This window comes from Pseudomonas sp. McL0111 (assembly GCF_052567255.1).
In genome coordinates, this window is sequence record NZ_CP199585.1 from 3,329,596 (window position 1) to 3,352,745 (window position 23,150).

General features: G+C 58.6%; 23 protein-coding genes. 17 read left to right on the forward strand and 6 right to left on the reverse strand.

What is annotated here, in order from left to right:
* Nucleotides 1-43: 43 nt before the first annotated feature.
* The 3 genes from dgoD to ACTWLJ_RS15275 all read left to right on the forward strand — a co-directional run bounded on the left by dgoD (nucleotide 44) and on the right by ACTWLJ_RS15275 (nucleotide 3,539).
* Nucleotides 44-1,192, forward strand: coding sequence for a galactonate dehydratase (dgoD, locus tag ACTWLJ_RS15265; RefSeq protein ID WP_007903915.1), 1,149 nt, complete (start codon nucleotides 44-46; stop codon nucleotides 1,190-1,192).
* Between the two features lie 172 nt (nucleotides 1,193-1,364).
* Entirely contained in the window at nucleotides 1,365-2,675 is a 1,311-nt protein-coding gene (locus ACTWLJ_RS15270) for an MFS transporter (RefSeq protein WP_445177428.1), read from the forward strand.
* A gap of 60 nt (nucleotides 2,676-2,735) precedes the next feature.
* Nucleotides 2,736-3,539, forward strand: coding sequence for an IclR family transcriptional regulator (locus ACTWLJ_RS15275; RefSeq protein WP_445177429.1), 804 nt, complete (start codon nucleotides 2,736-2,738; stop codon nucleotides 3,537-3,539).
* Here the strand turns inward: ACTWLJ_RS15275 and ACTWLJ_RS15280 are convergent.
* Nucleotides 3,536-4,588 (reverse strand): NAD(P)-dependent alcohol dehydrogenase, encoded by a 1,053-nt coding sequence (locus ACTWLJ_RS15280; protein ID WP_445177430.1) that lies wholly within the window; start codon nucleotides 4,586-4,588, stop codon nucleotides 3,536-3,538. The genes ACTWLJ_RS15275 and ACTWLJ_RS15280 overlap by 4 nt on opposite strands.
* A 192-nt stretch (nucleotides 4,589-4,780) precedes the next feature.
* On the opposite strand from ACTWLJ_RS15280, the gene ACTWLJ_RS15285 reads away from it, so the two are divergent.
* A complete protein-coding gene (locus ACTWLJ_RS15285) occupies nucleotides 4,781-5,671 on the forward strand; it encodes an AraC family transcriptional regulator N-terminal domain-containing protein (protein ID WP_445177431.1) in 891 nt (296 codons plus the stop codon).
* Between the two features lie 183 nt (nucleotides 5,672-5,854).
* On the opposite strand, the gene ACTWLJ_RS15290 is transcribed toward ACTWLJ_RS15285, so the two are convergent.
* On the reverse strand, nucleotides 5,855-7,519 hold the full coding sequence (locus tag ACTWLJ_RS15290) for an electron transfer flavoprotein-ubiquinone oxidoreductase (protein WP_401215887.1): 1,665 nt from the start codon (nucleotides 7,517-7,519) through the stop codon (nucleotides 5,855-5,857).
* A 548-nt stretch (nucleotides 7,520-8,067) separates the two neighbouring features.
* Here ACTWLJ_RS15290 and ACTWLJ_RS15295 point away from each other — a divergent pair.
* The 10 genes from ACTWLJ_RS15295 to ACTWLJ_RS15340 all read left to right on the forward strand — a co-directional run bounded on the left by ACTWLJ_RS15295 (nucleotide 8,068) and on the right by ACTWLJ_RS15340 (nucleotide 17,504).
* Complete coding sequence (locus ACTWLJ_RS15295; RefSeq protein WP_007908338.1) at nucleotides 8,068-8,817, forward strand: electron transfer flavoprotein subunit beta/FixA family protein; 750 nt, start codon at nucleotides 8,068-8,070, stop codon at nucleotides 8,815-8,817.
* A gap of 2 nt (nucleotides 8,818-8,819) precedes the next feature.
* Nucleotides 8,820-9,749 carry an electron transfer flavoprotein subunit alpha/FixB family protein gene (locus ACTWLJ_RS15300; protein ID WP_445177432.1) on the forward strand — a complete coding sequence of 310 codons (930 nt, stop codon included), beginning with the start codon at nucleotides 8,820-8,822 and terminating at the stop codon, nucleotides 9,747-9,749.
* Between the two features lie 78 nt (nucleotides 9,750-9,827).
* The gene (locus tag ACTWLJ_RS15305) at nucleotides 9,828-10,658 is read left to right on the forward strand and encodes a substrate-binding periplasmic protein (protein ID WP_445177433.1); all 831 of its coding nucleotides are present in this window, start codon (nucleotides 9,828-9,830) and stop codon (nucleotides 10,656-10,658) included.
* Nucleotides 10,659-10,667: 9 nt separating this feature from the next.
* Nucleotides 10,668-11,024 carry a DUF4398 domain-containing protein gene (locus tag ACTWLJ_RS15310; protein ID WP_401215881.1) on the forward strand — a complete coding sequence of 119 codons (357 nt, stop codon included), beginning with the start codon at nucleotides 10,668-10,670 and terminating at the stop codon, nucleotides 11,022-11,024.
* Nucleotides 11,021-11,833 (forward strand): OmpA family protein, encoded by an 813-nt coding sequence (locus ACTWLJ_RS15315; RefSeq protein ID WP_445177434.1) that lies wholly within the window; start codon nucleotides 11,021-11,023, stop codon nucleotides 11,831-11,833. Before ACTWLJ_RS15310 ends, ACTWLJ_RS15315 begins: the two co-directional genes overlap by 4 nt.
* A 201-nt stretch (nucleotides 11,834-12,034) precedes the next feature.
* Complete coding sequence (locus ACTWLJ_RS15320) at nucleotides 12,035-13,474, forward strand: aminotransferase-like domain-containing protein (protein ID WP_445177435.1); 1,440 nt, start codon at nucleotides 12,035-12,037, stop codon at nucleotides 13,472-13,474.
* Nucleotides 13,475-13,551: 77 nt separating this feature from the next.
* Complete coding sequence (locus ACTWLJ_RS15325) at nucleotides 13,552-14,028, forward strand: translation initiation factor 2 (protein ID WP_445177436.1); 477 nt, start codon at nucleotides 13,552-13,554, stop codon at nucleotides 14,026-14,028.
* 165 nt (nucleotides 14,029-14,193) lie between these two features.
* On the forward strand, nucleotides 14,194-14,448 hold the full coding sequence (locus ACTWLJ_RS15330; RefSeq protein WP_445177437.1) for a YkgJ family cysteine cluster protein: 255 nt from the start codon (nucleotides 14,194-14,196) through the stop codon (nucleotides 14,446-14,448).
* A 41-nt stretch (nucleotides 14,449-14,489) separates the two neighbouring features.
* Nucleotides 14,490-15,095: an START domain-containing protein gene (locus ACTWLJ_RS15335; protein ID WP_401215872.1), complete on the forward strand. Its 606-nt coding sequence runs from the start codon at nucleotides 14,490-14,492 to the stop codon at nucleotides 15,093-15,095.
* Between the two features lie 315 nt (nucleotides 15,096-15,410).
* A complete protein-coding gene (locus ACTWLJ_RS15340) occupies nucleotides 15,411-17,504 on the forward strand; it encodes an LTA synthase family protein (protein WP_445177438.1) in 2,094 nt (697 codons plus the stop codon).
* A gap of 74 nt (nucleotides 17,505-17,578) precedes the next feature.
* Here ACTWLJ_RS15340 and ACTWLJ_RS15345 read toward each other — a convergent pair whose 3' ends face one another.
* A complete protein-coding gene (locus ACTWLJ_RS15345; RefSeq protein ID WP_169432680.1) occupies nucleotides 17,579-17,737 on the reverse strand; it encodes a DUF3309 family protein in 159 nt (52 codons plus the stop codon).
* 322 nt (nucleotides 17,738-18,059) lie between these two features.
* Here ACTWLJ_RS15345 and ACTWLJ_RS15350 point away from each other — a divergent pair, with 322 nt between their 5' ends.
* The 3 genes from ACTWLJ_RS15350 (at nucleotide 18,060) to csrA (ending at nucleotide 19,607) form a co-directional block, all read left to right on the forward strand.
* On the forward strand, nucleotides 18,060-18,875 hold the full coding sequence (locus ACTWLJ_RS15350) for an SDR family oxidoreductase (protein ID WP_445177439.1): 816 nt from the start codon (nucleotides 18,060-18,062) through the stop codon (nucleotides 18,873-18,875).
* A 64-nt stretch (nucleotides 18,876-18,939) separates the two neighbouring features.
* The gene (locus tag ACTWLJ_RS15355; RefSeq protein ID WP_401215866.1) at nucleotides 18,940-19,272 is read left to right on the forward strand and encodes a YnfA family protein; all 333 of its coding nucleotides are present in this window, start codon (nucleotides 18,940-18,942) and stop codon (nucleotides 19,270-19,272) included.
* A 149-nt stretch (nucleotides 19,273-19,421) separates the two neighbouring features.
* The gene (gene csrA / locus ACTWLJ_RS15360) at nucleotides 19,422-19,607 is read left to right on the forward strand and encodes a carbon storage regulator CsrA (protein WP_445177440.1); all 186 of its coding nucleotides are present in this window, start codon (nucleotides 19,422-19,424) and stop codon (nucleotides 19,605-19,607) included.
* Nucleotides 19,608-19,613: 6 nt separating this feature from the next.
* Here the strand turns inward: csrA and ACTWLJ_RS15365 are convergent, their stop codons facing one another.
* The 3 genes from ACTWLJ_RS15365 to ngg all read right to left on the reverse strand — a co-directional run bounded on the left by ACTWLJ_RS15365 (nucleotide 19,614) and on the right by ngg (nucleotide 23,148).
* Nucleotides 19,614-19,841: a YheU family protein gene (locus ACTWLJ_RS15365; protein ID WP_003192759.1), complete on the reverse strand. Its 228-nt coding sequence runs from the start codon at nucleotides 19,839-19,841 to the stop codon at nucleotides 19,614-19,616.
* Between the two features lie 201 nt (nucleotides 19,842-20,042).
* Nucleotides 20,043-21,233, reverse strand: a complete 1,191-nt coding sequence (locus ACTWLJ_RS15370; protein WP_445177441.1) for an osmoprotectant NAGGN system M42 family peptidase — start codon at nucleotides 21,231-21,233, stop codon at nucleotides 20,043-20,045.
* A 166-nt stretch (nucleotides 21,234-21,399) separates the two neighbouring features.
* Nucleotides 21,400-23,148, reverse strand: a complete 1,749-nt coding sequence (gene ngg / locus ACTWLJ_RS15375) for an N-acetylglutaminylglutamine synthetase (protein ID WP_445177442.1) — start codon at nucleotides 23,146-23,148, stop codon at nucleotides 21,400-21,402.
* Nucleotides 23,149-23,150 lie beyond the last annotated feature (2 nt).

Consider the following 23,150-nt stretch of genomic DNA (forward strand, 5'->3'; position numbering starts at 1 on the left):
TTTTGGCGCCGGGTGCGCCACATCGGATAAGAGAGACAACAAGATGAAAATCACCAAACTCACCACGTTCATCGTCCCGCCGCGCTGGTGCTTCCTCAAGGTCGAAACCGACGAAGGCGTGACCGGTTGGGGCGAGCCTGTGGTTGAAGGTCGCGCGCATACCGTTGCCGCTGCGGTTGAGGAATTGTCCGACTACCTGATCGGCAAAGACCCACGCAACATCGAGGACATCTGGACCGTGTTGTATCGCGGCGGTTTCTACCGTGGCGGCGCGATCCACATGAGCGCGCTGGCGGGTATCGATCAGGCGCTGTGGGACATCAAGGGCAAGGCGCTCGGGGTGTCGGTCAGCGATCTGCTCGGTGGTCAGGTACGTGACAAGATTCGTGTGTATTCGTGGATCGGTGGCGACCGTCCGGCAGACACCGCACGGGCAGCGAAAGAGGCGGTGAGCCGTGGTTTCACTGCGGTGAAAATGAACGGCACCGAAGAGCTGCAGTTCCTCGATTCCTTCGAGAAAGTCGATCTGGCGCTGGCCAACGTTGCCGCTGTGCGTGACGCGGTCGGGCCGAATGTCGGCATCGGCGTCGACTTCCATGGTCGGGTACACAAGCCGATGGCCAAGGTGCTGATGAAGGAACTCGACCCGTACAAACTGATGTTTATCGAAGAGCCGGTACTCAGCGAAAACTACGAAGCGTTGAAAGAACTGGCGCCACTGACCAGCACGCCGATTGCCCTCGGTGAGCGGCTGTTCTCGCGTTGGGACTTTAAACGCGTGTTGAGCGAAGGCTACGTCGACATCATTCAACCGGATGCGTCCCACGCCGGCGGCATTACCGAAACCCGCAAGATCGCCAACATGGCTGAAGCCTACGATGTGGCGCTGGCGCTGCATTGCCCGTTGGGGCCGATTGCACTGGCGGCCTGTTTGCAACTGGACGCGGTTTGTTACAACGCGTTTATCCAGGAGCAGAGCCTGGGCATTCACTACAACGAGAGCAACGACTTGCTCGATTACGTCAAAGACCCGCGCGTGTTCGACTACGACAAGGGCTTCGTGAAGATCCCGAACGGCCCGGGCCTGGGCATCGAAATCAACGAGGAATACGTGATCGAACGCGCCGCCGTCGGCCACCGCTGGCGCAATCCGATCTGGCGTCATGCCGACGGCAGCTTTGCCGAGTGGTGAGTTCTCTCTAAACCACCACAAATCCCTGTGGGAGCCAGCCTGCTGGCGATTCAGTCAACTTGATGGTGACTGACACACCGCCATCGCCAGCAGGCTGGCTCCCACAGTTTGATCTCCACCGGATGGGAGATCTGCGTCATGACCTCAATAAACATAAAAAGAGGCTCTCCCCATGCAACCGCAAACCCTCACCGGGCAGGCGTCTTTAGTCACGCCCAGCCGTAAGCGGTTTTTTATCATGGTGTTGCTGTTTATCACCGTGGTCATCAACTACCTCGACCGCAGCAACCTGTCGATTGCCGCTCCGGCGCTGACCAGTGAACTGGGGATCGACCCGATCCATGTCGGGCTGATTTTCTCCGCATTCGGCTGGACCTACGCCGCAATGCAGATCCCCGGCGGCTGGCTGGTGGATCGCGTGCCGCCGCGCATCCTTTATAGCGTCGCGCTGTTGCTGTGGTCGATTGCCACGGTGATGCTCGGTTTCGCCGCAAGCTTCATTGCGTTGTTCGTGTTGCGCATGGCGGTCGGCGCACTGGAGGCGCCGGCTTATCCGATCAACAGCCGCGTGGTCACCACCTGGTTTCCTGAACGCGAACGCGCCACCGCGATTGGTTTCTACACCTCGGGCCAGTTCGTCGGGCTGGCGTTTCTTACGCCGGTACTGGCCTGGTTGCAGCACGAATTCGGCTGGCACATGGTGTTCGTCGCGACCGGTGCGGTGGGCATTATCTGGGCGGCGATCTGGTACGCGGTGTATCGCGAACCGCGAGATTTCAAAGGCGCCAACGACGCGGAAATCGATCTGATCCGCGAGGGCGGCGGGCTGGTGGATATCCAGGCCGAAAGCGCCAAGGTCAAAGCCAAATTCAGTTGGGTCGACCTCGGAATTGTCCTGAGCAAGCGCAAACTCTGGGGCATCTACCTCGGCCAGTTCTGCCTGAACTCGACGCTGTGGTTTTTCCTGACGTGGTTCCCGACTTATCTGGTGAAGTATCGCGGGATGGACTTCATCAAGTCCGGCCTGCTGGCGTCGTTGCCGTTTCTCGCGGCGTTTATCGGCGTGTTGTGCTCGGGTTTCTTTTCCGACTTTTTGATTCGCCGTGGCTACACCGTCGGTTTTGCGCGCAAGTTGCCGATCATTGGCGGGTTGCTGATTTCCACCTCGATCATCGGCGCCAATTTCGTTGAATCGACGCCGTTGGTGATTGCCTTTCTGGCGCTGGCGTTTTTCGGCAATGGACTGGCTTCGATTACCTGGTCGCTGGTATCGACTCTGGCCCCGGCGCGGCTGCTCGGCTTGACCGGTGGCGTGTTTAATTTCATCGGCAACCTGTCGGCGATTACCACGCCTATCGTGATCGGGTTCCTAGCCAGCGGTGATTCGTTTGCCCCGGCGATCACCTATATCGCGGTTCTGGCATTGATCGGTGCTTTGTCCTACGTGCTGCTGGTGGGCAAGGTCGAGCGTATCGAGTTGTAGTCGCCTGCGTCGGGCGACCATAATGCCGCCCGTTCCCTCGCTCAACGCTAAAGGCTGGATATGCAGGAAGACGCCCCAAAGACCACCAAGGACGCCGCGCCCACCGGCACTCAGACCCTGCTTCGCGGGCTCGGTGTGGTGCAGGCGGTCGCCAGTGGTGCCCGCGATCTCAAGGAGATTGCCCGGCTGATCGGCACCACGCGCAGCACCACCCACCGTCTGGCCAGTTGCCTGGTTGATGAGCGTTACCTGCGCGTGGTGCCGCAAGTCGGTTATCTGCTGGGGCCGAAACTGATCGAGCTGGGTTTTCAGGCGCGTGAAGAGTTGCCGCTGGTGAGCCTGGCCGGGCCGTACCTGGACGAGTTGTCGGCACTGACCGGCGACACCGTGCACTTGGGCATTCGTGAGGGCGACGAGGTGCTTTACCTGCTGAAAAATCCGGGGCGCAACGGCCCGGAAATGCGTTCGCGGGTCGGCCATCGCATGCCTCTGGCGCGGACCGGGATCGGCAAGGCCCTGATGCTCGACGACACGCCGCAGGGTTGGCAGCGCCTGTACGACATCAGCCTGCCGGCCGGTGGGAAAAGTCAGTTCTGGCCGCAGCATCCCCAGCAGTCGTGGGAACAGCTCGAACAGCGGATGACCGAATACGTGGCCGGTGGCTACGCGTTCGATCTGGAAGACAATGAACCGTCGATCCGCTGCGTGGCGGCGCCGATTCGGGATGCGAGCAAGCGGATCGTGGCGGCGATCAGTATCGCCAGCACCGTGCCGTACATGCCGCTGGAAAAAATGGCCGAGCTGATCCCCCTGATCAAAGGAGTCACAGCGCGGCTTTCAGCTGAGCTCGGTCTGAAGGTTTAAACCTTTAGCGTCGCCATGTCGATGACGAAGCGGTACTTCACGTCACCGGCGATCATCCGGGCGTAAGCCTCGTTGATCTGACGGATATCGAGCATTTCGATGTCGCAGGTGATGTTGTGCTCGGCGCAGAAATCCAGCACTTCCTGGGTTTCTGCCACGCCACCGATCAGCGAACCGGCCAACACGCGACGACCCAAGACCAGTTTTGCCGCATGCACCGGTGGATCAATCGGCTCGATCAGACCGACCAGAATGTGCACGCCGTCGAAACGCAAGGTATCGAGGTACGGATTGAGGTCGTGCTGCACCGGAATGGTGTCGAGCAAGAAGTCGAAATGCCCGGCTGCGGCTTTCATCTGCTCGGGGTCGGTGGAGACGATCACATGGTCGGCGCCCTGACGACGACCTTCTTCGGCCTTGCTCGCCGAGCGAGTGAACAATGTCACTTCCGCGCCCATCGCCTTGGCGAACTTGATGCCCATGTGGCCGAGGCCACCCATGCCGAGAATGCCGACCTTGTCGCCAGCCTTGACGCCGTAGTGCTTGAGCGGCGAATAGGTGGTGATGCCGGCGCAAAGAATCGGTGCGGCGCTGGCCAGGTCGAGTTTCTCCGGGATGCGTACCACAAAGTGCTCGCTGACCACGATGCTGTCGGAGTAGCCGCCCATGGTGTTGCTGCCATCGACCCGATCCGGGGTGGCGTAAGTCATGGTCGGACCTTCGAGGCAGTATTGCTCAAGGTTCGACTGGCAGGCTTCGCAGGTGCGGCACGAGTCGACCATGCAGCCGACACCGACCAGATCGCCTACTTTGTGCTGGGTAACCTTCGCACCAATGGCGGTGACTTTTCCGACGATCTCGTGGCCAGGCATCAGCGGGTACACCGCGATGCCCCATTCGTTGCGCGCCTGGTGGATGTCGGAGTGGCAAACGCCGCAATACAGGATCTCGATCGCCACGTCGTCAGCGCGAGGGCTGCGGCGTTCGAATTTCATCGGGGCGAGGGGCGTGGTGGCCGATTGGGCGGCATAGCCGATGGCGATATACATGAGGAACCTCGCAGAACAAGTGACGGGTGAGGTGGCGCATTCTGGGCGCCGAACTGTGCTGCGGCCATGACGATTCCTCCGCGTCTCATGCCTAATCCTCCGGCATGCAGGTTTGATCAAGCGCATTGGCAAAAGGATCTGCGATGATGCTTTCATGCCCCTTTTCCATGATTTTTTGCGAAGTACATTTCGATGCAGTTGACCCGCCACCTGGACGCCAATGCCACATTGGTTTCGCTGATTGAACCGCTGACGGCTCGCGACGGATATACCCAGACCGGGTTGCCGGGCGTGCAGGTGTTGCGCGCCAGTTGTGATGTCGCCCGTGGCCCGCATATCTATGAGCCGAGCCTGATGATCATTGCCCAGGGCAGCAAACTGGCGTTTCTCGGGCCGCGCACTATGGAATATGGCGCAGGTCATTACCTGATTCAGGCGCTGCCGGTGCCGTTCGAATGCGAAACCTTTGCCTTGCCGAACGCGCCGTTGCTCGGGGTTTCGATCGCCATTGATCGAGTGATGCTGGGTGAACTGGTGTTGGCCATGGGGCTGGCGCCGGGGCGGCATATTCCGGCGCAGACACCGGAGTCGATGACCTCGGTGGTGCTCGACGATGACATGCGCGGTTGTGTCGAAAGGCTGTTGAGTTGTCTGCACGATCCGCTGGAATGCCAGATTCTCGGCCCGGCGCGGATGCGTGAATTGTTGTTCACCGCATTGCGTGGGCCACAGGCTGATGTGTTGCGCGCGTTGGTGGAGCAGCAAGGCCAGTTTGCCCGGGTCGCGGCGTCGATCAGTCATTTGCACGCGCATTACACCGAGCCGTTGAATGTCGAGACGCTGGCCGGTTGCGCGAACATGAGCGTTTCGACGTTTCACGAGCATTTCAAACGCAGCACCTTGTTGTCGCCGGTGCAGTATCTGAAGCGTTTGCGCTTGCTCAAGGCGCAGACGTTGCTGGTGGCGGAAGGGCTGGGCGTGGCGCAGGTGGCGCATCGGGTGGGGTATCAGAGTACATCGCAGTTCAGTCGCGAATATAAGCGCTACTTTGAGCGTAGCCCCGGAGACGAGCGCGCGGCTTAAGGCATCGCACTGTTCACTGTGGGAGCTGGCTTGCCAGCGATAGCGGTGGTTCAGGCTGCCGAAATGTCGTCTGACACGGCCCCATCGCTGGCAAGCCAGCTCCCACAGGTTCTGAGGTGAAGCCCAGAATTGCAGGCAACAAAAAGGCCCCCATTCGGGAGCCTCAATGTTCAGCGGTTCGGCTTACATGTTCGGGTAAGTCGGGCCGCCAGCGCCTTCTGGCGTAACCCAGGTGATGTTCTGCGAAGGGTCCTTGATGTCACAGGTCTTGCAGTGCACGCAGTTCTGGGCGTTGATCTGGAAGCGCTTCTCGCCGTCTTCCTTGGTGATCACTTCGTATACGCCGGCCGGGCAGTAGCGTTGCGCCGGTTCGTCGTACAGCGGCAGGTTCTTGCTGATCGGGATGCTCGGGTCGGTCAGCTTCAGGTGGCACGGCTGTTCTTCTTCATGGTTGGTACCGGAGATGAACACCGAGCTGAGTTTGTCGAAGCTGAGTTTGCCGTCCGGTTTCGGGTAGTCGATTTTCTTGCAGTCGGCCGCCAGCTTGAGGCAAGCGTAATCCGGCTTGGTGTCGTGCAGGGTGAACGGCAGTTTGCCGCCGAAGATGTTCTGATCCAGCCAGTTGAAACCGCCGCCGACGATGGCGCCGAACTTGTGGATCGCCGGGCCGAAGTTACGGCTGGCGAACAGTTCGTCGTAGAGCCAGCTCTTCTTGAACGCGTCGACGTAAGTGGTCAGTTCTTCGGTGCCGTCTTTTTCAGCGAACAGCGCGTCAGCTACCGATTCAGCCGCGAGCATGCCGGACTTCATTGCGGTGTGGCTGCCCTTGATCTTGGCGAAGTTCAGAGTGCCGAGGTCGCAACCGATCAGCGCGCCGCCCTTGAAGACCATTTTCGGCAGCGAGTTCAGGCCACCTTTGCAGATTGCGCGAGCGCCGTAGCTGATGCGCTTGCCGCCTTCCAGATACTGAGCGAGTACCGGGTGATGTTTGAGGCGCTGGAACTCGTCGAACGGCGACAGGTAAGTGTTGCTGTAGGACAGGTCAACGATCAGGCCGACCACCACCTGATTGTTTTCCAGGTGATAAAGGAACGAGCCGCCGGTGTTCTCGGTGCCCATGATGTCCAACGGCCAGCCGGCGGTGTGTACGACCAGACCTGGCTGATGCTTGGCTGGATCGATTTCCCAGATTTCTTTGAGACCGATGCCGTAGTGCTGAGCGTCGGCATCGCTGTCGAGGTTGTAACGCTTGATCAGTTGCTTGCCGATGTGGCCACGGCAGCCTTCGGCGAACAGCGTGTATTTGCCACGCAGTTCCATGCCCGGGGTGTACAGGCCTTCTTTTGGATGGCCTTCGCGGTCAACGCCCAGATCACCGGTGATGATCCCGCGAACGATGCCGTTTTCATCGATCAGCGCTTCCTGAGCGGCGAAGCCCGGGTAGATTTCCACGCCCAGGTTCTCGGCCTGTTGGGCCAGCCAGCGGCAGAGGTTGCCGAGGGAAATAATATAGTTGCCTTCGTTGTGCATGGTCTTGGGCACAAAGAGGTCAGGGATTTTCTGCGCGCTTTCGGCGTTTTTCAGCACGAAAATGTCATCGCGAGTGACTGGCGTGTTCAGCGGGGCGCCGAGTTCTTTCCAGTCCGGGAACAGTTCGTTCAGAGCCCGTGGCTCGAATACGGCACCGGACAGGATGTGTGCGCCGACTTCGGAGCCTTTTTCGACCACGCAGACGCTGATTTCCTTACCGGCTTCGGCGGCCTTCTGCTTCAAACGGCAGGCGGCGGACAGGCCAGCGGGGCCGGCACCGACGATGACCACGTCGAATTCCATGTATTCGCGTTCCACAGGCTATCTCCTACTCAAGGCTCAACAGTTTTTTTTCTAATTGGAGGTTCGATGTCGCATCCGCACTGCCTTTACGTTAACGTAAAGCAGAGTAATGGATAACCCACCTTTCTCTCTAGGGGGCGCATTATATCTACACCACTCTTAGCGTCCAATACAAACGTTTGTTTGAATCGGCTCCAGCCCAGTGAAATCAAAGAAGCGCGGCTTATGACTGGCCATTTTGCCGTATTGACCGGAATAGGCGTTCCGGTCAAGATACGGTCGGTTTTGCGCTCGCCGTAGGCTGACTGGTGGTTTCAAGAGCACCTCTAAAGACAGGGCGTAGGCAGTACGGGTGATGCGCAGCGCAGGTTTGGCGCGCAGTTTACACACGGTGAAGCGGCATGACTTATCGGTCACCACTGACGAACGGTCATCAAGCTTTGCAACGTGGAATCACCCCGTGCACAAGCCGGCGTTTTTAGAGGTGCCCTTGTGCCCGCTGAGCATCAACCGCCAGGTTCGCCTAGGCGACTTTCTTTTCACCGGAGAGTAACGAGGAATCCATGAAGGTTCTTGTAGCTGTCAAACGCGTTGTGGACTACAACGTCAAGGTCCGCGTCAAGGCGGACAATTCCGGCGTCGATCTCGCCAACGTCAAGATGTCGATGAACCCGTTCTGCGAAATCGCAGTGGAAGAAGCCGTACGCCTGAAAGAGAAAGGTGTTGCGACTGAAATCGTCGTCGTCTCCATCGGCCCGACCACTGCCCAGGAACAGTTGCGTACTGCACTGGCTCTGGGTGCCGACCGCGCCATCCTCGTCGAATCCGCTGAAGATCTGACTTCGCTCGCCGTGGCCAAACTGCTCAAGGCAGTGGTCGACAAGGAACAGCCTCAGCTGGTGATCCTCGGCAAACAGGCCATCGACAGCGACAACAACCAGACCGGCCAGATGCTCGCTGCACTGAGCGGCTATGGTCAGGGCACTTTCGCTTCGAAAGTCGAAGTCTCGGGCGACAGCGTTGCCGTGACTCGCGAAATCGACGGCGGCGCGCAAACTGTTTCCCTGAAACTGCCTGCGATCGTCACCACCGACCTGCGTTTGAACGAGCCGCGCTACGCGTCTCTGCCAAACATCATGAAAGCCAAGAAGAAGCCTCTTGAAGTGCTGACTCCGGATGCTTTGGGCGTTTCCACCGCCTCCACCAACAAGACCCTGAAAGTCGAAGCGCCGGCTGCACGCAGCGCTGGCATCAAGGTCAAGTCGGTGGCTGAACTGGTCGAGAAACTGAAAAACGAAGCGAAGGTAATCTAATCATGACTATCTTGGTAATCGCTGAACACGACAACAAAGTGCTGGCCCCGGCCACACTGAACACCGTGGCTGCTGCTGCCAAAATCGGCGGCGACATCCACGTGCTGGTTGCAGGTCAGGGCGCTGGCGCCGTGGCTGAAGCCGCTGCGAAAATCGCTGGCGTGAGCAAAGTCCTGAACGCTGACAATGCCGCTTACGCGCATCAGTTGCCGGAAAACGTTGCTCCACTGGTTGCAGAGCTGGGCAAGGGTTACAGCCACATTCTGGCTGCCGCTACTTCCAACGGCAAAAACATCCTGCCGCGCGTTGCCGCACAGCTGGACGTTGACCAAATCTCCGAGATCATCTCGGTAGAAAGCGCTGACACCTTCAAGCGTCCGATCTACGCCGGTAACGCGATTGCCACCGTGCAATCGAATGCCGCCGTGAAAGTCATCACCGTGCGTGCCACCGGTTTCGATCCGGTTGCTGCTGAAGGTGGTTCGGCTGCTGTTGAAGCTGTTGCTGCTGCTCACGACGCTGGCACTTCGAGCTTCGTTGGCGAAGAACTGGCCAAGTCTGATCGTCCTGAGCTGACCGCTGCCAAGATCGTCGTTTCCGGCGGCCGTGGCATGCAGAACGGTGACAACTTCAAACACCTGTACGCTCTGGCCGACAAGCTGGGCGCTGCCGTCGGCGCTTCTCGCGCTGCGGTCGACGCAGGTTTCGTGCCGAACGACATGCAGGTCGGTCAGACCGGCAAGATCGTTGCGCCACAGCTGTACATCGCCGTCGGTATCTCCGGCGCGATCCAGCATCTGGCCGGCATGAAAGACTCCAAAGTGATCGTTGCGATCAACAAGGACGAAGAAGCACCGATCTTCCAGGTGGCCGATTACGGTCTGGTGGCGGATCTGTTCGAAGCAGTACCTGAGCTGGAGAAGCTGGTCTAAACCGGCAGCTTCACTTATAAAGAGCCCGACCTTTTGGTCGGGCTTTTTTTGTCTCGGATTTGAGTGGAGTGTTTTGCCATGGATCTGCGCCGCCGCTTGGGCAGCTTGTTAGTGTTGGGGTTTACGCTGTTGCCGGGATTGTCCATGGCCGCAGGCAAGTGCGAGCGCCTGGTCGTCACCGGCAGTCCCGACGCGCCGCCGTACCTTTGGCAAGACCCGCAGAATCCCAAACAACTGATCGGCGCCAGTGCCGATCTGTTGCAGCAAGTGGCCAAGGATCTGGGCATCAAGGTCGAATTGCTCTACGCAGGCAAGCGCTCTCAGGCACTGGATGAGGTTCGCAGCGGACGCATGGACATGCTGGCCGATGCGCCGCTGACCTTCAATGAGCTGGAAAACCTCGACTACATCTCCCCGCCGTTACTGGAAAACGATTATCTGGTGTGGACGCGCAAAGGCTCGACGCTGGTCTACAGCGAAGCCAAAGACTTGCACGGCCACAGCGGCGCCGTGTCGGAAAAGTCTCGAATGACCCCGGAATTCGGCACTTTTGCCGAGCAGAATCTGACTCTCACCCGGACAGCAAACCTGACTCAGGCCTTTCAGAAATTGCTTCTGGGGGAAGTGGAATATGTACTCGCCGGTCGCTACTCGGGCATGGCAGCCGCGCAGGCGCTGGGCATGGCTAGTGACTTGTTGGCATTTGAGCAGCCGATCGATCGCCCGGGGTTGTTCCTCGCGGTTTCGCATAACTCGGCCTGTAACGATCCGTGGTTGCGCGGACAGTTGGCCAAAAAGATGACAGAATTGCCCGCGTCCGGACTGACGGAAGCCGCGCTGCAACGCAATATCGAGCGCTGGAAGGCGCAGCAGCAACAACCGCAACCTGTCAGTGCCCCAAAACAGTAGGGATTCTTAGTGAGTATTCGACCTCTTTTCGCGGCCATGGCCGTTCTGGCCCTGGCCGGTTGCGCCAACGATCCGGCGCCGAATGAACAAATGCGCCTGACCGAGCAAGCCATCGAACAAGCCAAGGCTGTCGGTGCGACTGCTGATGAAGTGCCGGAAATGAAGCTGGCCGAAGACAAGTTCAAACGGGCCCAAGGCAACATGGCCGACGAGTCGTTCAAGAACGCCCGCATGCGTGCCGAGCAGTCCGAACTGGACGCACGTCTGGCGGAAGCCAAAGTGCTGACCCTCAAGAGTGAAGAACAGTTGAAGGTGCTCAATACCCGCATCGTCCGTCTGCGCAAGCAACTGGGAGATGCCCAATGAGCCTCAAGTCCAAAGCGCTGGGCGGTCTGATTCTCGCCGGTTGCGCCAGCCTTTATGGCTGCGCCGGTCAACACAGCGAAGCTGCATTGCAGCAGGCCAGCACTGATTTTCAGTCGGTCAAGGAAGACTCCAACGTGCTGCGCATCGCGCCCAAAGACGTGATTCGTGCCGGTGAATCCCTGGCCCGTGCCGATCGTCTGTCGACTTATTGGGGCAGCGGCTGGGACGTGGCGCATTACGCCTACCTGAGCCAGCGTTACAGTGAAATCGCCCGTGAGCACACCAAACAGGTGCTCAACGAAGAAAGCGCGGCCAAGCTGGAGCTGGAACGTCAGCGCCTGCAACTTGCTCTGCGCGAGTCGAAATTGCTCAGCGTGCAGCAGCAGGGCAAGTGGCTTGAGGAACAGATCGTTGCATTGGCCACCACGCAGACTGATCGCGGTCTGGTGATGACCCTCGGCGACGTGCTGTTCGATACTGGCGAAGCGGAGCTGAAAAACTCGGCCAACCGCGTGGTCCTGAAAATCGTGCAGTTCCTGCAACTCAACCCCAAGCGTGTCGTGCGCATTGAGGGTTACACCGACAGCACCGGCGGCAAGCAGGACAACCTCAAACTGTCCCGCGACCGTGCGCAAGCGGTGGCTGATGTGCTGATGGATTTGGGCATCGAGGACAAACGCATTCAGGTCGAAGGTTACGGCGACGAATACCCGGTGGACGCCAATGCTTCCGAGCGCGGGCGTGCACAGAACCGTCGAGTGGAAATTGTTTTCTCCGACGAAAAAGGCCAGCTCGGCGCCGCACGCTGAGGGCTGCGTCTCTGGAAAGCCCGGGCTGCCATGCAGCGCCGGGCTTTTTTATGTCTGTCGATTGCATCGCAAATCAATACAGTTGCGACTGACAATGCACTGTATGGTTGACTAAAGTGGCAACTGTCCCAGTACACTTCTAAACTGTTCCGGTATTGTTTCACACAAGAATAAAACGCCCGTGAAATCGAGTGCTGCGTCATGACCAATCTCTTGCTCTACCAACGTATTGCTCAGCAACTGGCCGAGGACATCCGCCGTGGTGTCTATCAACCGGGGGAGCGCGTGCCCTCGGTGCGCAAGATGAGTTCGCAGCTCAACGTCAGCCATGCGACGGTGTTGCAGGCTTACGCCAACCTTGAGGATCAGGGGCTGATCCGTGCACGCCCGCAATCGGGGTATTACGTGCACCAGACGCCGGCCCTGACGGCGCCGACGCCGGACATCGCCCGGGTCGAACGACCAGGCCTGGTCACCCGCAGCAGCATCATTCAGCAAGTGTTGGTCGAGTCACGCCGCGAAGGGGTTTTCCCGCTGGGCGCTGCCGTGCCAAGCGTCGAGTATTTGCCGGTGCGCGCTCTGCATCAGCAATTGGCCAAGGTCACCCGTTTTCATAGCCCGCGGGCATTCAGCTACATGTTCAGCCCCGGTTTCGAACCGTTGCGCCGGCAAGTGGCGATTCGCATGCGCGATGCCGGGGTGGTGGTCGATCCTTCGGAGGTGGTCATCACCCACGGTTGCGTCGATGCCTTGCAGATGTCGCTGCGTGTGCTGACTCGTCCCGGCGATCTGATCGCCGCCGAATCGCCGACTTATTACGGTCTGCTGCAACTGGCTGATTTGCTCGGCTTGAAAGTCATTGAGATCCCCAGCGATCCGGCCACCGGCATGAGCCTGGAAGCGCTGCAACTGGCAGCCAACCAGTGGTCGATCAAGGCCTTGGTGCTGACCACCCGCTTGAGCAATCCTCTGGGCGGCACCATGCCCGAAGAGCGGCAAAAACAATTGCTGCGCCTGGCCTCGGACTTCGATATCCAGATTGTCGAAGACGATATCTATGGCGAACTGATGTTCGAGCAAGGCAAGACCAAGGCACTCAAGGCGTACGACCGACTGGACCGAGTGATCTATTGCTCGAGTTTCTCCAAGACTCTGTCGCCGGGTGTGCGCATCGGCTGGATGATTGCCGGCAAGTATCAGCAGGAAATCCAGCGCTTGCAGACGTTCACCACGCATTCGGCGTGTAGCGTCACGCAAATGGCCATTGCCGCTTATCTGGAAAATGGCGGTTATGACCGGCATTTGCGGTACATCCGCCAAGAATATCGAAAAAACCTCAGCGCCTTTCAATTGGCGGTGCAGCAGTACTTCCCCGAAGGCACGCAAATGACCCGGCCCACGGGCGGTTTCATTCTTTGGGTAAGTCTGCCGGGCAGGGTCAATACGCAGGAATTGCATGTCCGCGCGTTGCAGCAGGGCATCAGTATTGCGCCGGGGCTGATCTTCAGTAATACCGAGCAGTTCAACCACTGTATTCGCCTGAACTGCGGTATTCCGTGGAATCGCGAGGCGGAGCGGGCGTTGATGACTCTCGGTCTGCTGGCAACTCAGCTGTGTCAGGAAACAGCCAGCGGTTTTTGAACGAGATGCGAACCAAGCTTGTCATACGACGCTCAACAGGCGAGCATATGGCCCTCTGCCGTTAGTGTCGTGGTTCCATGAAAGCGATTTTTCCTGCCTGGGTTTTGCTCTGCCTGCTGATGATCGGTCATGTTCCTGCTGTCATGGCGGCAACCGATCAACAAAAACCAACCGCTACAGCCACTGCAAAAAAGCCAGTCGCGAGCAAGAAAGCGTCTCCGGCATCAAAAGCGCAGCAGAAGAAAGCCGCACCGGTAAAGAAGCGTGCGCCAATCGCCAGCAAGTCGAAACCCGCCAAGGAAGTAGTGAAAACCAAACTGCCTCCGGCGAAGCTCGACCTGAGCCTGCCCAAGGAAATGGTCCAGGAGCTGAAGCCTGTTGGCACTGTTCCTCTGCCTAAACGTGAGGCGATCCTGCCGCAGATGTTTGGCGAAAAAGACAGCGGCTTCCAGCTCAACGGGCGTCTGCTCAGCAACGAAATGCAGTTGCAACTGCGCAACGAAGAGCGTCGCGAAGTCGAAGGCGCGGCGCTGGATTTCGAATTCAAGCAGTAAATTCGACCCATCGATGACCCGCAGGGCAGACGCTTTGTCGGAGACTGGTCAGTCACATTGGTTTGTGCGTAAAAACCCCGCTCAAGGAATTTGAAACAACCGTTTTAGCGGTTACTCTGTTCCGCGTCCCTTTAACACATTGCCCGTCGCGAGGAAGTCGTCGTCATGAAATGCCGTGAAGGCTGTGGCGCCTGTTGTATTGCCCCTTCCATCAGTTCACCGATTCCCGGTATGCCGCACGGCAAACCTGCGGGCGAACGTTGTGTGCAGCTCTCGGTCGAAAACCTGTGCAGCATTTTCGGCCAGCCGGAGCGCCCGGCGGTCTGCTCGGATTTCTCCGCCGATGTGGAAGTCTGTGGCAGCAGCCGGCAAGAAGCGATCAAGCTGATTGGCTGGTGGGAGCAGATGACGGCGGCGTGATGTGTCAAACGAACGGAACTTCAACAATAAGGAATAAGACTATGGGTTCGCTGCATCGTATCGCTGTGTTGTGTGGTTTGACTGCCGTGCTGGCTACTTCGGTGGCTCAGGCTGAAGACTGGAAGGTCGCCAAGAATGAAGACGGCATCAAAGTCTCGCTGAGCGAAGTGCCGGGTTCGGACTACAAGTCCTATCAAGGCGTGACGATGATGAAAACCACCGTCGCCAAACTCAAGGCCTTGCAGGAAGACGTTGCCGGTGCCTGCTCCTGGATTCACGAATGCAAGATGCAAAAACTGCTCAAGCATGAAGGTGACCAGAGCTGGACCTATACCCAGTTCAATACACCGTGGCCAGTAACCCCACGTGACTCGGTGCTGCAGGTCACTACGGTAGAAGGCGCCGACGGCAGCCTGACCCGCAACCTGAAAGGCGTTCCAACCTATATTCCTGAAGAAAAGGGCTTCGTGCGCGTTGCTCAGGTCACCGGTTTCTGGAAGTTCGTGCCTAAAGGCGATCAGGTTGAAGTGACTTACCAGGTGCACACCGAGCCAGGCGGCAGCGTACCGGCGATGGTTGCCAACAAGTTTGTCGTTGATGCGCCGTTCAATACCCTGAAAGAACTGAAGGCGCGCGCCGAGAAGTAATCAGCGCGTCTCCAGCCAAACGCCCCGATCATTCGGGGCGTTTTGTTTTGTAGCTATTTTGTGTTTCCAGATATGCGTTGCACGAAATTTTCACAAAGTGTTCCAGACAATTCGCCCGCGCTGTTTGCACGCTGTCCCGGTATGGCGCTGGCTTGAAATGAAAGAGTCAGGCTGCGGGCAGTAATCAATGGCAATGGTGCCGTTGATCGTGCAACATTTGCGCTCCGCGCACGCCCCGGGGCCTGGAATGGCCAATAGAGGGCAGGGCGCAGCTGTATTTTTGCAACTTCAACTTCCAATGGGTCCTAAAACGACATGGCAAACCCGGACGCCCTGAATCAGCAGCGATCTTCAAGTCGCCTGCTGCAACCGACCGTCAAATCGCATCTGGCCTACACGCTGCTGTGCGCGCTGGTCATGATGGTGATGTTTTCCGTGCTGCGCCTCGCGCTGCTGGTCTACAACCGCGAGATGATCCTCGATACCCCGGCCTCGACTTTCCTCGAAGCTTTCGCCAACGGCATGCGTTTCGACTTGCGCCTGGTGGTTTACGTCTGCGTTCCGCTGGTGCTGGCACTGTTCAGTGCCCGAGCGATGGCTGCGCGTGGATTCTTCCGCCTCTGGCTGACCATCGCGTCGAGCATCGCGCTGTTCCTCGGCCTGATGGAGATGGACTTCTATCGCGAGTTCCACCAGCGCCTTAACGGTCTGGTGTTCCAGTACGTGAAAGAAGACCCGAAAACCGTGATGAGCATGCTCTGGTACGGTTTCCCGGTGGTGCGTTATCTGCTGGCCTGGGCCGTGGGCACCGTGATCCTGACACTGGCGTTCAAAGGCGCTGACCGTGCAACGCGTCCACGCGGGCCGTTCAGTGGCGGCAACGTCAGCACTCGTCAGATTGCGCCATGGTATGCGCGCCTTGCGGTGTTCGTGGTGTGCCTGTTGATCTGTGTGGTTGCCGCTCGTGGCACTCTGCGTCAGGGTCCTCCACTGCGTTGGGGCGACGTCTACACCACCGATTCGAACTTCGCCAACCAGCTGGGCCTCAACGGCACGCTATCGCTGATCGCTGCGGCGAAAGACCGGATGGGCGAAGATCGCAACAACATCTGGAAAGCCACACTGCCGGAAGCTGAAGCACAGAAAATCGTGCGTGAAATGCTGGTGATGCCGGACGACAAACTGGTTGATGCCGATATTGCCGCTGTACGTCGTGACTACACGCCGCCAGCCGACAAGACTTTGCCGATCAAGAACGTTGTCGTGATCCTGATGGAAAGCATGGCCGGTCACTCGGTGGGCGCATTGGGCGCACCGGGCAACATCACGCCATACCTCGACAAACTGTCGAAGGAAGGCCTGCTGTTTGACCGCTTCTTCTCCAACGGCACCCACACCCACCAGGGTATGTTCGCCACGATGGCCTGCTTCCCGAACCTGCCAGGTTTCGAATACCTGATGCAGACCCCGGAAGGCAGCCACAAGTTGTCCGGTTTGCCGCAACTGCTGAGCGCGCGCAAATATGACGACGTTTACGTCTATAACGGTGATTTCGCCTGGGACAACCAGTCGGGCTTCTTCAGCAACCAGGGCATGACCAACTTCGTTGGCCGTAATGACTTCGTCAACCCGGTGTTCTCCGATCCGACCTGGGGTGTGTCCGACCAGGACATGTTCGACCGTGGTCTGGTGGAGCTGAAGGCACGTGAAAACGGCAAGCCGTTCTACGCATTGCTGCAAACCCTGTCCAACCACACGCCATACGCCTTGCCGACGCCATTGCCGGTCGAGCGCGTTACCGACCGTGGCAGCCTCAACGAACACTTGACCGCCATGCGCTACGCCGACTGGGCACTGGGTCAGTTCTTCGAGAAGGCGCGCAAGGAGCCGTACTTCAAGGAAACCCTGTTCGTGATCGTCGGCGACCACGGTTTCGGCAACGAGCGTCAGATCACCGAAATGGACCTGGGTCGCTTCAACGTGCCGATGCTGATGATCGCACCGGGCATCCAGGAGAAATTCGGCCAGCGTGACCACACCGTGGGTACGCAGATCGACATCGTGCCGACCATCATGGGTCGTCTGGGTGGCGAAGTGCGTCATCAATGCTGGGGCCGTGACCTGCTCAACCTGCCGGCTGGCGACACCGGTTTTGGTGTGATCAAGCCATCGGGCAGCGAGCAGACAACTGCCATCGTCACGGCTGACCAGATTCTGGTGCTGCCGAAAGAGAAAGAAATGGCGCCGAAGATCTACCAGTACCAACTGGGCGCGAATCCTTCAGCCGAGATCATTCCGGACGCACCGCGTACCGCTGAACTGAAACTCAAGCTTGAAGCATTCCTGCAAACGGCGACCAAGAGCCTGATGGACAACACCGCTGGTGTAGTCAACGGCAAGCCGGACTGATAGTTCTGCAATAAGCTGTACGCAATAAAAAAGAGGCCCTTGAAAAAGGGCCTCTTTTTTTTACGCTTGAATCGTTATATCCGACCGAGTAACAACAGCACCAGGAGCACGACCAATACCACGCCGATAATGCCCGATGGACCGTAACCCCAACTTCTGGAGTGCGGGAAGACCGGCAGACCACCGATCAGCAACAGGATCAGGATGATGATAAGAATTGTGCCCATGTCGATTTCCTTGTGGGTAGTGTTCGAGAAGTCTTGGTGTTTGATGGCGGCTGGACATTAAGTAAATCCAGACTGCTTACAAGTTCCGACTGGTGCGCTTGAAAGAAAATTCAATGTTTTTTTAATGTATTTGGATCGTTCGCTTATTTCCTTTAAAGCAAAAGATCAAAAGATCGCAGCCTTCGGCGGCTCCTACAGGAATCGGTGTAGGAGCTGCCGAAGGCTGCGATCTTTTGATCTTGCATTCAGCAGTTTGATGGAGCGTGGGTCGCTGCTGATCCTTCGCTACACTCCGCGCATCTTCCCCGGAACAACAAGGCTGTCTGCTATGCAAAATCGCATGATGATCACTGGCGCGGGCTCTGGCCTGGGTCGCGAAATCGCGCTGCGCTGGGCGCGTGAAGGCTGGCAACTAGCCCTGTCGGATGTCAGCGAACCCGGTCTGGTGGAAACCCTGAAACTGGTGCGCGAGGCGGGCGGTGACGGCTTTATCCAGCGCTGCGATGTGCGCGACTACAGTCAGCTGACGGCATTCGCCCAGGCCTGCGAAGAGAAATTCGGCGGCATCGACATAATCGTCAACAACGCCGGCGTGGCCTCTGGCGGTTTCTTCAGCGAACTGTCACTGGAAGACTGGGACTGGCAGATCGCGATCAACCTGATGGGCGTAGTGAAAGGCTGCAAGGCGTTTCTGCCGTTGCTGGAGCAGAGCAAAGGCAATATTATCAACATCGCGTCGATGGCCGCACTGATGCAAGGCCCGGCGATGAGCAACTACAACGTGGCCAAGGCTGGCGTGGTGGCCTTGTCGGAAAGCCTGCTGATCGAACTGGCACAGCAGGAAGTCGGTGTGCATGTGGTTTGCCCGTCATTCTTTCAGACCAACTTGCTCGACTCGTTCCGTGGCCCGACTCCAGCAATGAAAGCTCAGGTCGGCAAATTGCTGGAGAGTTCGCCGATTACTGCGGCGGACATCGCCGACTACATTTACCAGCAGGTAGCCGCTGGCGAGTTCATGATCTTGCCGCATGAGCAAGGGCGCATGGCCTGGGCGATCAAACAGAAAAACCCGCAACTGCTGTACAACGAAATGACCTCCATGGCGGAAAAAATGCGCGCCAAGGCCAAGCAAACCAACGGCTGAACTTGCCTGCGAAGTAGTGCATCGTTAGGGTGGCCGCCATCTTCACCCTGACGAGACTTCGCACATGCTCAATTACTTGTGGTTTTTCCTCGCGGCATTGTTCGAAATCGCCGGTTGTTTTGCATTCTGGATGTGGCTGCGCCAAGGCAAGAGTGCTTTGTGGGTGATCCCGGCGCTGCTCAGTCTGACCTTGTTCGCGCTGCTGCTGACCCGGGTTGAAGCGACTTACGCGGGACGCGCCTATGCGGCTTATGGCGGCATTTATATCGTTGCTTCGATTGGCTGGCTGGCCGTGGTGGAACGCATTCGCCCACTGGGTTCGGACTGGATCGGCGTGGCATTGTGCGTGATCGGCGCGAGCATCATTTTGTTCGGGCCGAAGTTTTCGGCAGCCTGAACTGTGAGGTTTTGACAACCACTTGCAGGAAGCGTCTGACAGGCAAATTGATGGACGCTGTAGGGCAAGACTGAATTGCCCGGCGCGCATTGTGGTGCGCTCGGGCGCGGTGCATCTTCAAGGCTGATCAACCTTGAAGGACGAACTCAATGCTTGTACTCAGTCGTGTTGTCGGCGAATTGATTTCCATCGGTGACGACATCACCCTGCGCGTGCTGTCGGTCAACGGGTCGAGCGTGCGCTTTGGCGTCGAAGCCCCTCAGCAGGTCAACGTGCACCGTGCCGAGGTCTACGAAAGAATCCAGCGCAAACAGGCCAGCGCCAAGGCTCGTTGAGGCTGATCAGTCGAACAGATGCTTGGGTACATCGTGCTTGAGCATCAACTGGCATTGTTCGCTTTCCGGATCAAAGACGATCAATGCCTGGCCTTTGGTCAGCGCCTGACGCACACGCAATACGCGGGTTTCCAGCGGCGTATCGTCACCGTTGTCGGTGCCGTCGCGAGTGACGAAATCCTCGATCAGGCGGGTGAGGGTGTCGACTTCAAGGGCGTCGTAGGGAATCAGCATGGGCACCTCGGCTAGATCAATGTCGGGATGCTACGGCGATTGCCGGTTGCCTGCCAGTTTTGTGTTGGTCGTACCGGCCCCTTCGCTGGCAAGCCAGCTCCCACAAGGTTTAATGGTTTACACAATATTGTGTTCCACCCCAAAACCTGTGGGAGCTGGCTTGCCAGCGATGAGGCCCGTCATGTCACAACACAATCTGAATCAGCTATCCGACCGCTGCCCGATCAGACTGTCCACCGAAGGTACTCGCGTATCGCTTTCCATCTGCGTCTCGTGCTCGATCTGATGACTGAAGCGATCCAGCGAAGCATTGGCTGGCGCCGCATCGCTGGCAAACACTGGCGGACTCAGGATGTAGGCACACAGCAAGCGACTCAGCGCTGCGAGGCTGTCGATGTGCGTACGCTCATAACCATGAGTCGCATCGCAGCCGAAAGCCAGCAGGGCGGTGCGGATATCGTGGCCGGCGGTCACCGCCGAATGCGCATCGCTGTAGTAATAACGGAACATGTCCCGGCGCACCGGCAGTTCGTTTTCACCGGCCAGCCGTAGCAAGTGCCGTGACAGGTGATAGTCGTACGGCCCGCCGGAATCCTGCATGGCCACGCTTACCGCGTGTTCGCTGGAGTGCTGACCCGGTGCGACCGGTGCGATGTCGATACCGACAAACTCACTGACATCCCACGGTAACGCCGCCGCTGCACCACTGCCGGTTTCCTCGGTGATGGTGAACAGCGGATGGCAATCGATCATCAGTTCCTGACCACTGTCGACGATGGCTTTGAGTGACGCCAGCAGCGCGGCGACGCCGGCCTTGTCGTCGAGGTGGCGGGCGCTGATATGCCCGCTTTCAGTGAACTCCGGCAGCGGATCGAAGGCCACCACATCGCCGACGCTGATCCCCAGCGAATCGCAATCGGCCTTGGTCGCGCAATAGGCGTCGAGGCGCAGTTCGACGTGATCCCAACTGATCGGCATCTCGTCCACCGCTGTATTGAATGCGTGCCCCGAAGCCATCAGCGGCAGCACGCTGCCACGGATTACACCGTTGTCGGTGAACAGACTGACGCGGCTACCTTCGGCAAAACGGCTGGACCAGCAGCCGACCGGGGCGAGGGTCAGACGCCCGTTGTCTTTGACCGCACGCACGGCGGCCCCGATGGTGTCGAGGTGCGCAGACACGGCGCGGTCGGGACTGTTTTTCTTGCCCTTGAGCGTGGCGCGGATGGTGCCGCGTCGGGTCATTTCGAAGGGAATGCCGAGTTCTTCAAGACGCTCGGCGACGTAGCGCACGATGGTGTCGGTGAACCCCGTGGGGCTGGGAATGGCGAGCATTTCCAGCAGGACTTTTTGCAGGTAGTTGAGATCTGGTTCGGGAAATTGACTGGTCATGGAAACTCCTGATGAGTTGAGCGCATCGATGGTTTCGATGAGTGGCATTTGATGGTGGCTGTCAGGGCCTCATCGCTGGCAAGCCAGCTCCCACAGGATCAGAGGCGTACCCAATAACTGCGGGAGCGGGCTTGCCCGCGATGGGGCCGGATCAGGCACTACATATTCAAGAAACAGCCGGCTGACTGTGCGGAAACAACAAATCCACAAACCGTTCCGCCGTCGGCTGCGGTTCATGGTTGGCCAGGCCGGCGCGTTCGTTGGCTTCGATAAACACGTACTCCGGTTGATCCGCTGCCGGCACCATCAGATCGAGGCCGACCATCGGAATGTCCAGCGCCCGCGCCGCACGCACGGCAGCATCGACCAGTGTCGGATGCAGAATCGCCGTCACATCTTCCAGCGTGCCACCTGTGTGCAGATTGGCGGTACGCCGCACGAACAGATGCTCGCCAGCCGCCAGAATGCTGCTGTAGTCGTAACCGGCCGCATGCAAGGTGCGCTGGGTTTCGTGATCCAGCGGGATTTTGCTTTCGCCGCTGGTAGCCGCTTGCCGACGACGGCTCTGCGCTTCGATCAACGCGCCGATCGAGTGCTGACCGTCGCCAACCACTTCGGCCGGACGACGAATTGCCGCCGCGACCACCTCAAACCCGATCACCAGAATCCGCAAATCCAGCCCTTCGTGGAAGCTCTCCAGCAGCACGCGACTGTCAAATTGCTTAGCCGCGTCGATGGCTTGCTGCACCTCTTCGATGCTCTGCAAGTCCACCGCGACGCCTTGGCCTTGCTCGCCATCCAGCGGCTTGACCACCACTCGTTGATGCTCATCGAGGAATGCCAGATTGTCGTCGGCGTTGGCGGCCAGTTGCTGCGATGGCAACTTCAAACCTGCGGCCTTGAGCACCTTGTGCGTCAGGCTTTTGTCCTGGCACAAAGTCATGCTGATGGCGCTGGTCAGATCGCTCAGGGATTCACGGCAACGCACCCGGCGCCCGCCATGACTGAGGGTGAACAACCCAGCGTCGGCGTCATCCACCTGCACATCAATGCCGCGTCGATGGGCTTCTTCGACAATGATCCGCGCATACGGATTGAAATTGGCTTCCGGCCCCGGGCCGAGGAACAGCGTCTGATTGATGCCGTTCTTGCGCTTGATGGCGAAGGTCGAGAGATTGCGGAAACCGAGTTTAGCGTAGAGGCTTTTTGCTTGCCGGTTGTCATGCAACACCGACAAATCGAGATAGCTCAAACCGCGACTCATGAAGTGCTCAATCAAATGACGCACGAGCACTTCGCCAACCCCCGGACGCGAACACTGCGGATCAACCGCCAGGCACCAGAGGCTGCTGCCGTTTTCCGGATCGTTGAACGCCTTGTGATGATTCAGGCCCATGACGCTGCCGATCACCGCGCCGCTGTCTTCGTCCTCCGCCAGCCAATACACCGGGCCGCCCTGATGGTGCGGCGTGAGCAATGTGGCATCAATCGGCAGCATGCCGCGCGCCTGATACAGGTTATTGATTGCCTGCCAGTCCGCGTCGCTCTGCGCCCGGCGGATACGGAAACCGCGAAACACCCGGGTCGCCTGTCGGTAATCGCTGAACCACAGACGCAGCGTGTCAGACGGATCGAGAAACAGCAGCGTCGGTTCGAGGCCGAGAATTTGCTGCGGAGCGGCGACGTACAGCGCGATGTCGCGCTCGCCCGGTTGCTCGTTGAGCAGCTCTTGCGCAAGGCTCGCCGGGTCAGGAAAGGTGTGGCCGATCAACAACCGCCCCCAGCCGCAATGCACGGCGATGGGATCGGTTGCGAGCTGGCTGCCGTCTTCGGCGAGCCGCGCCTGCAAGCGTTCATACGAAGGTGTCTGACCGCGCAACAAGCGTTGGCTGTAAGCCGTGGCGTGGGGTTTCATCA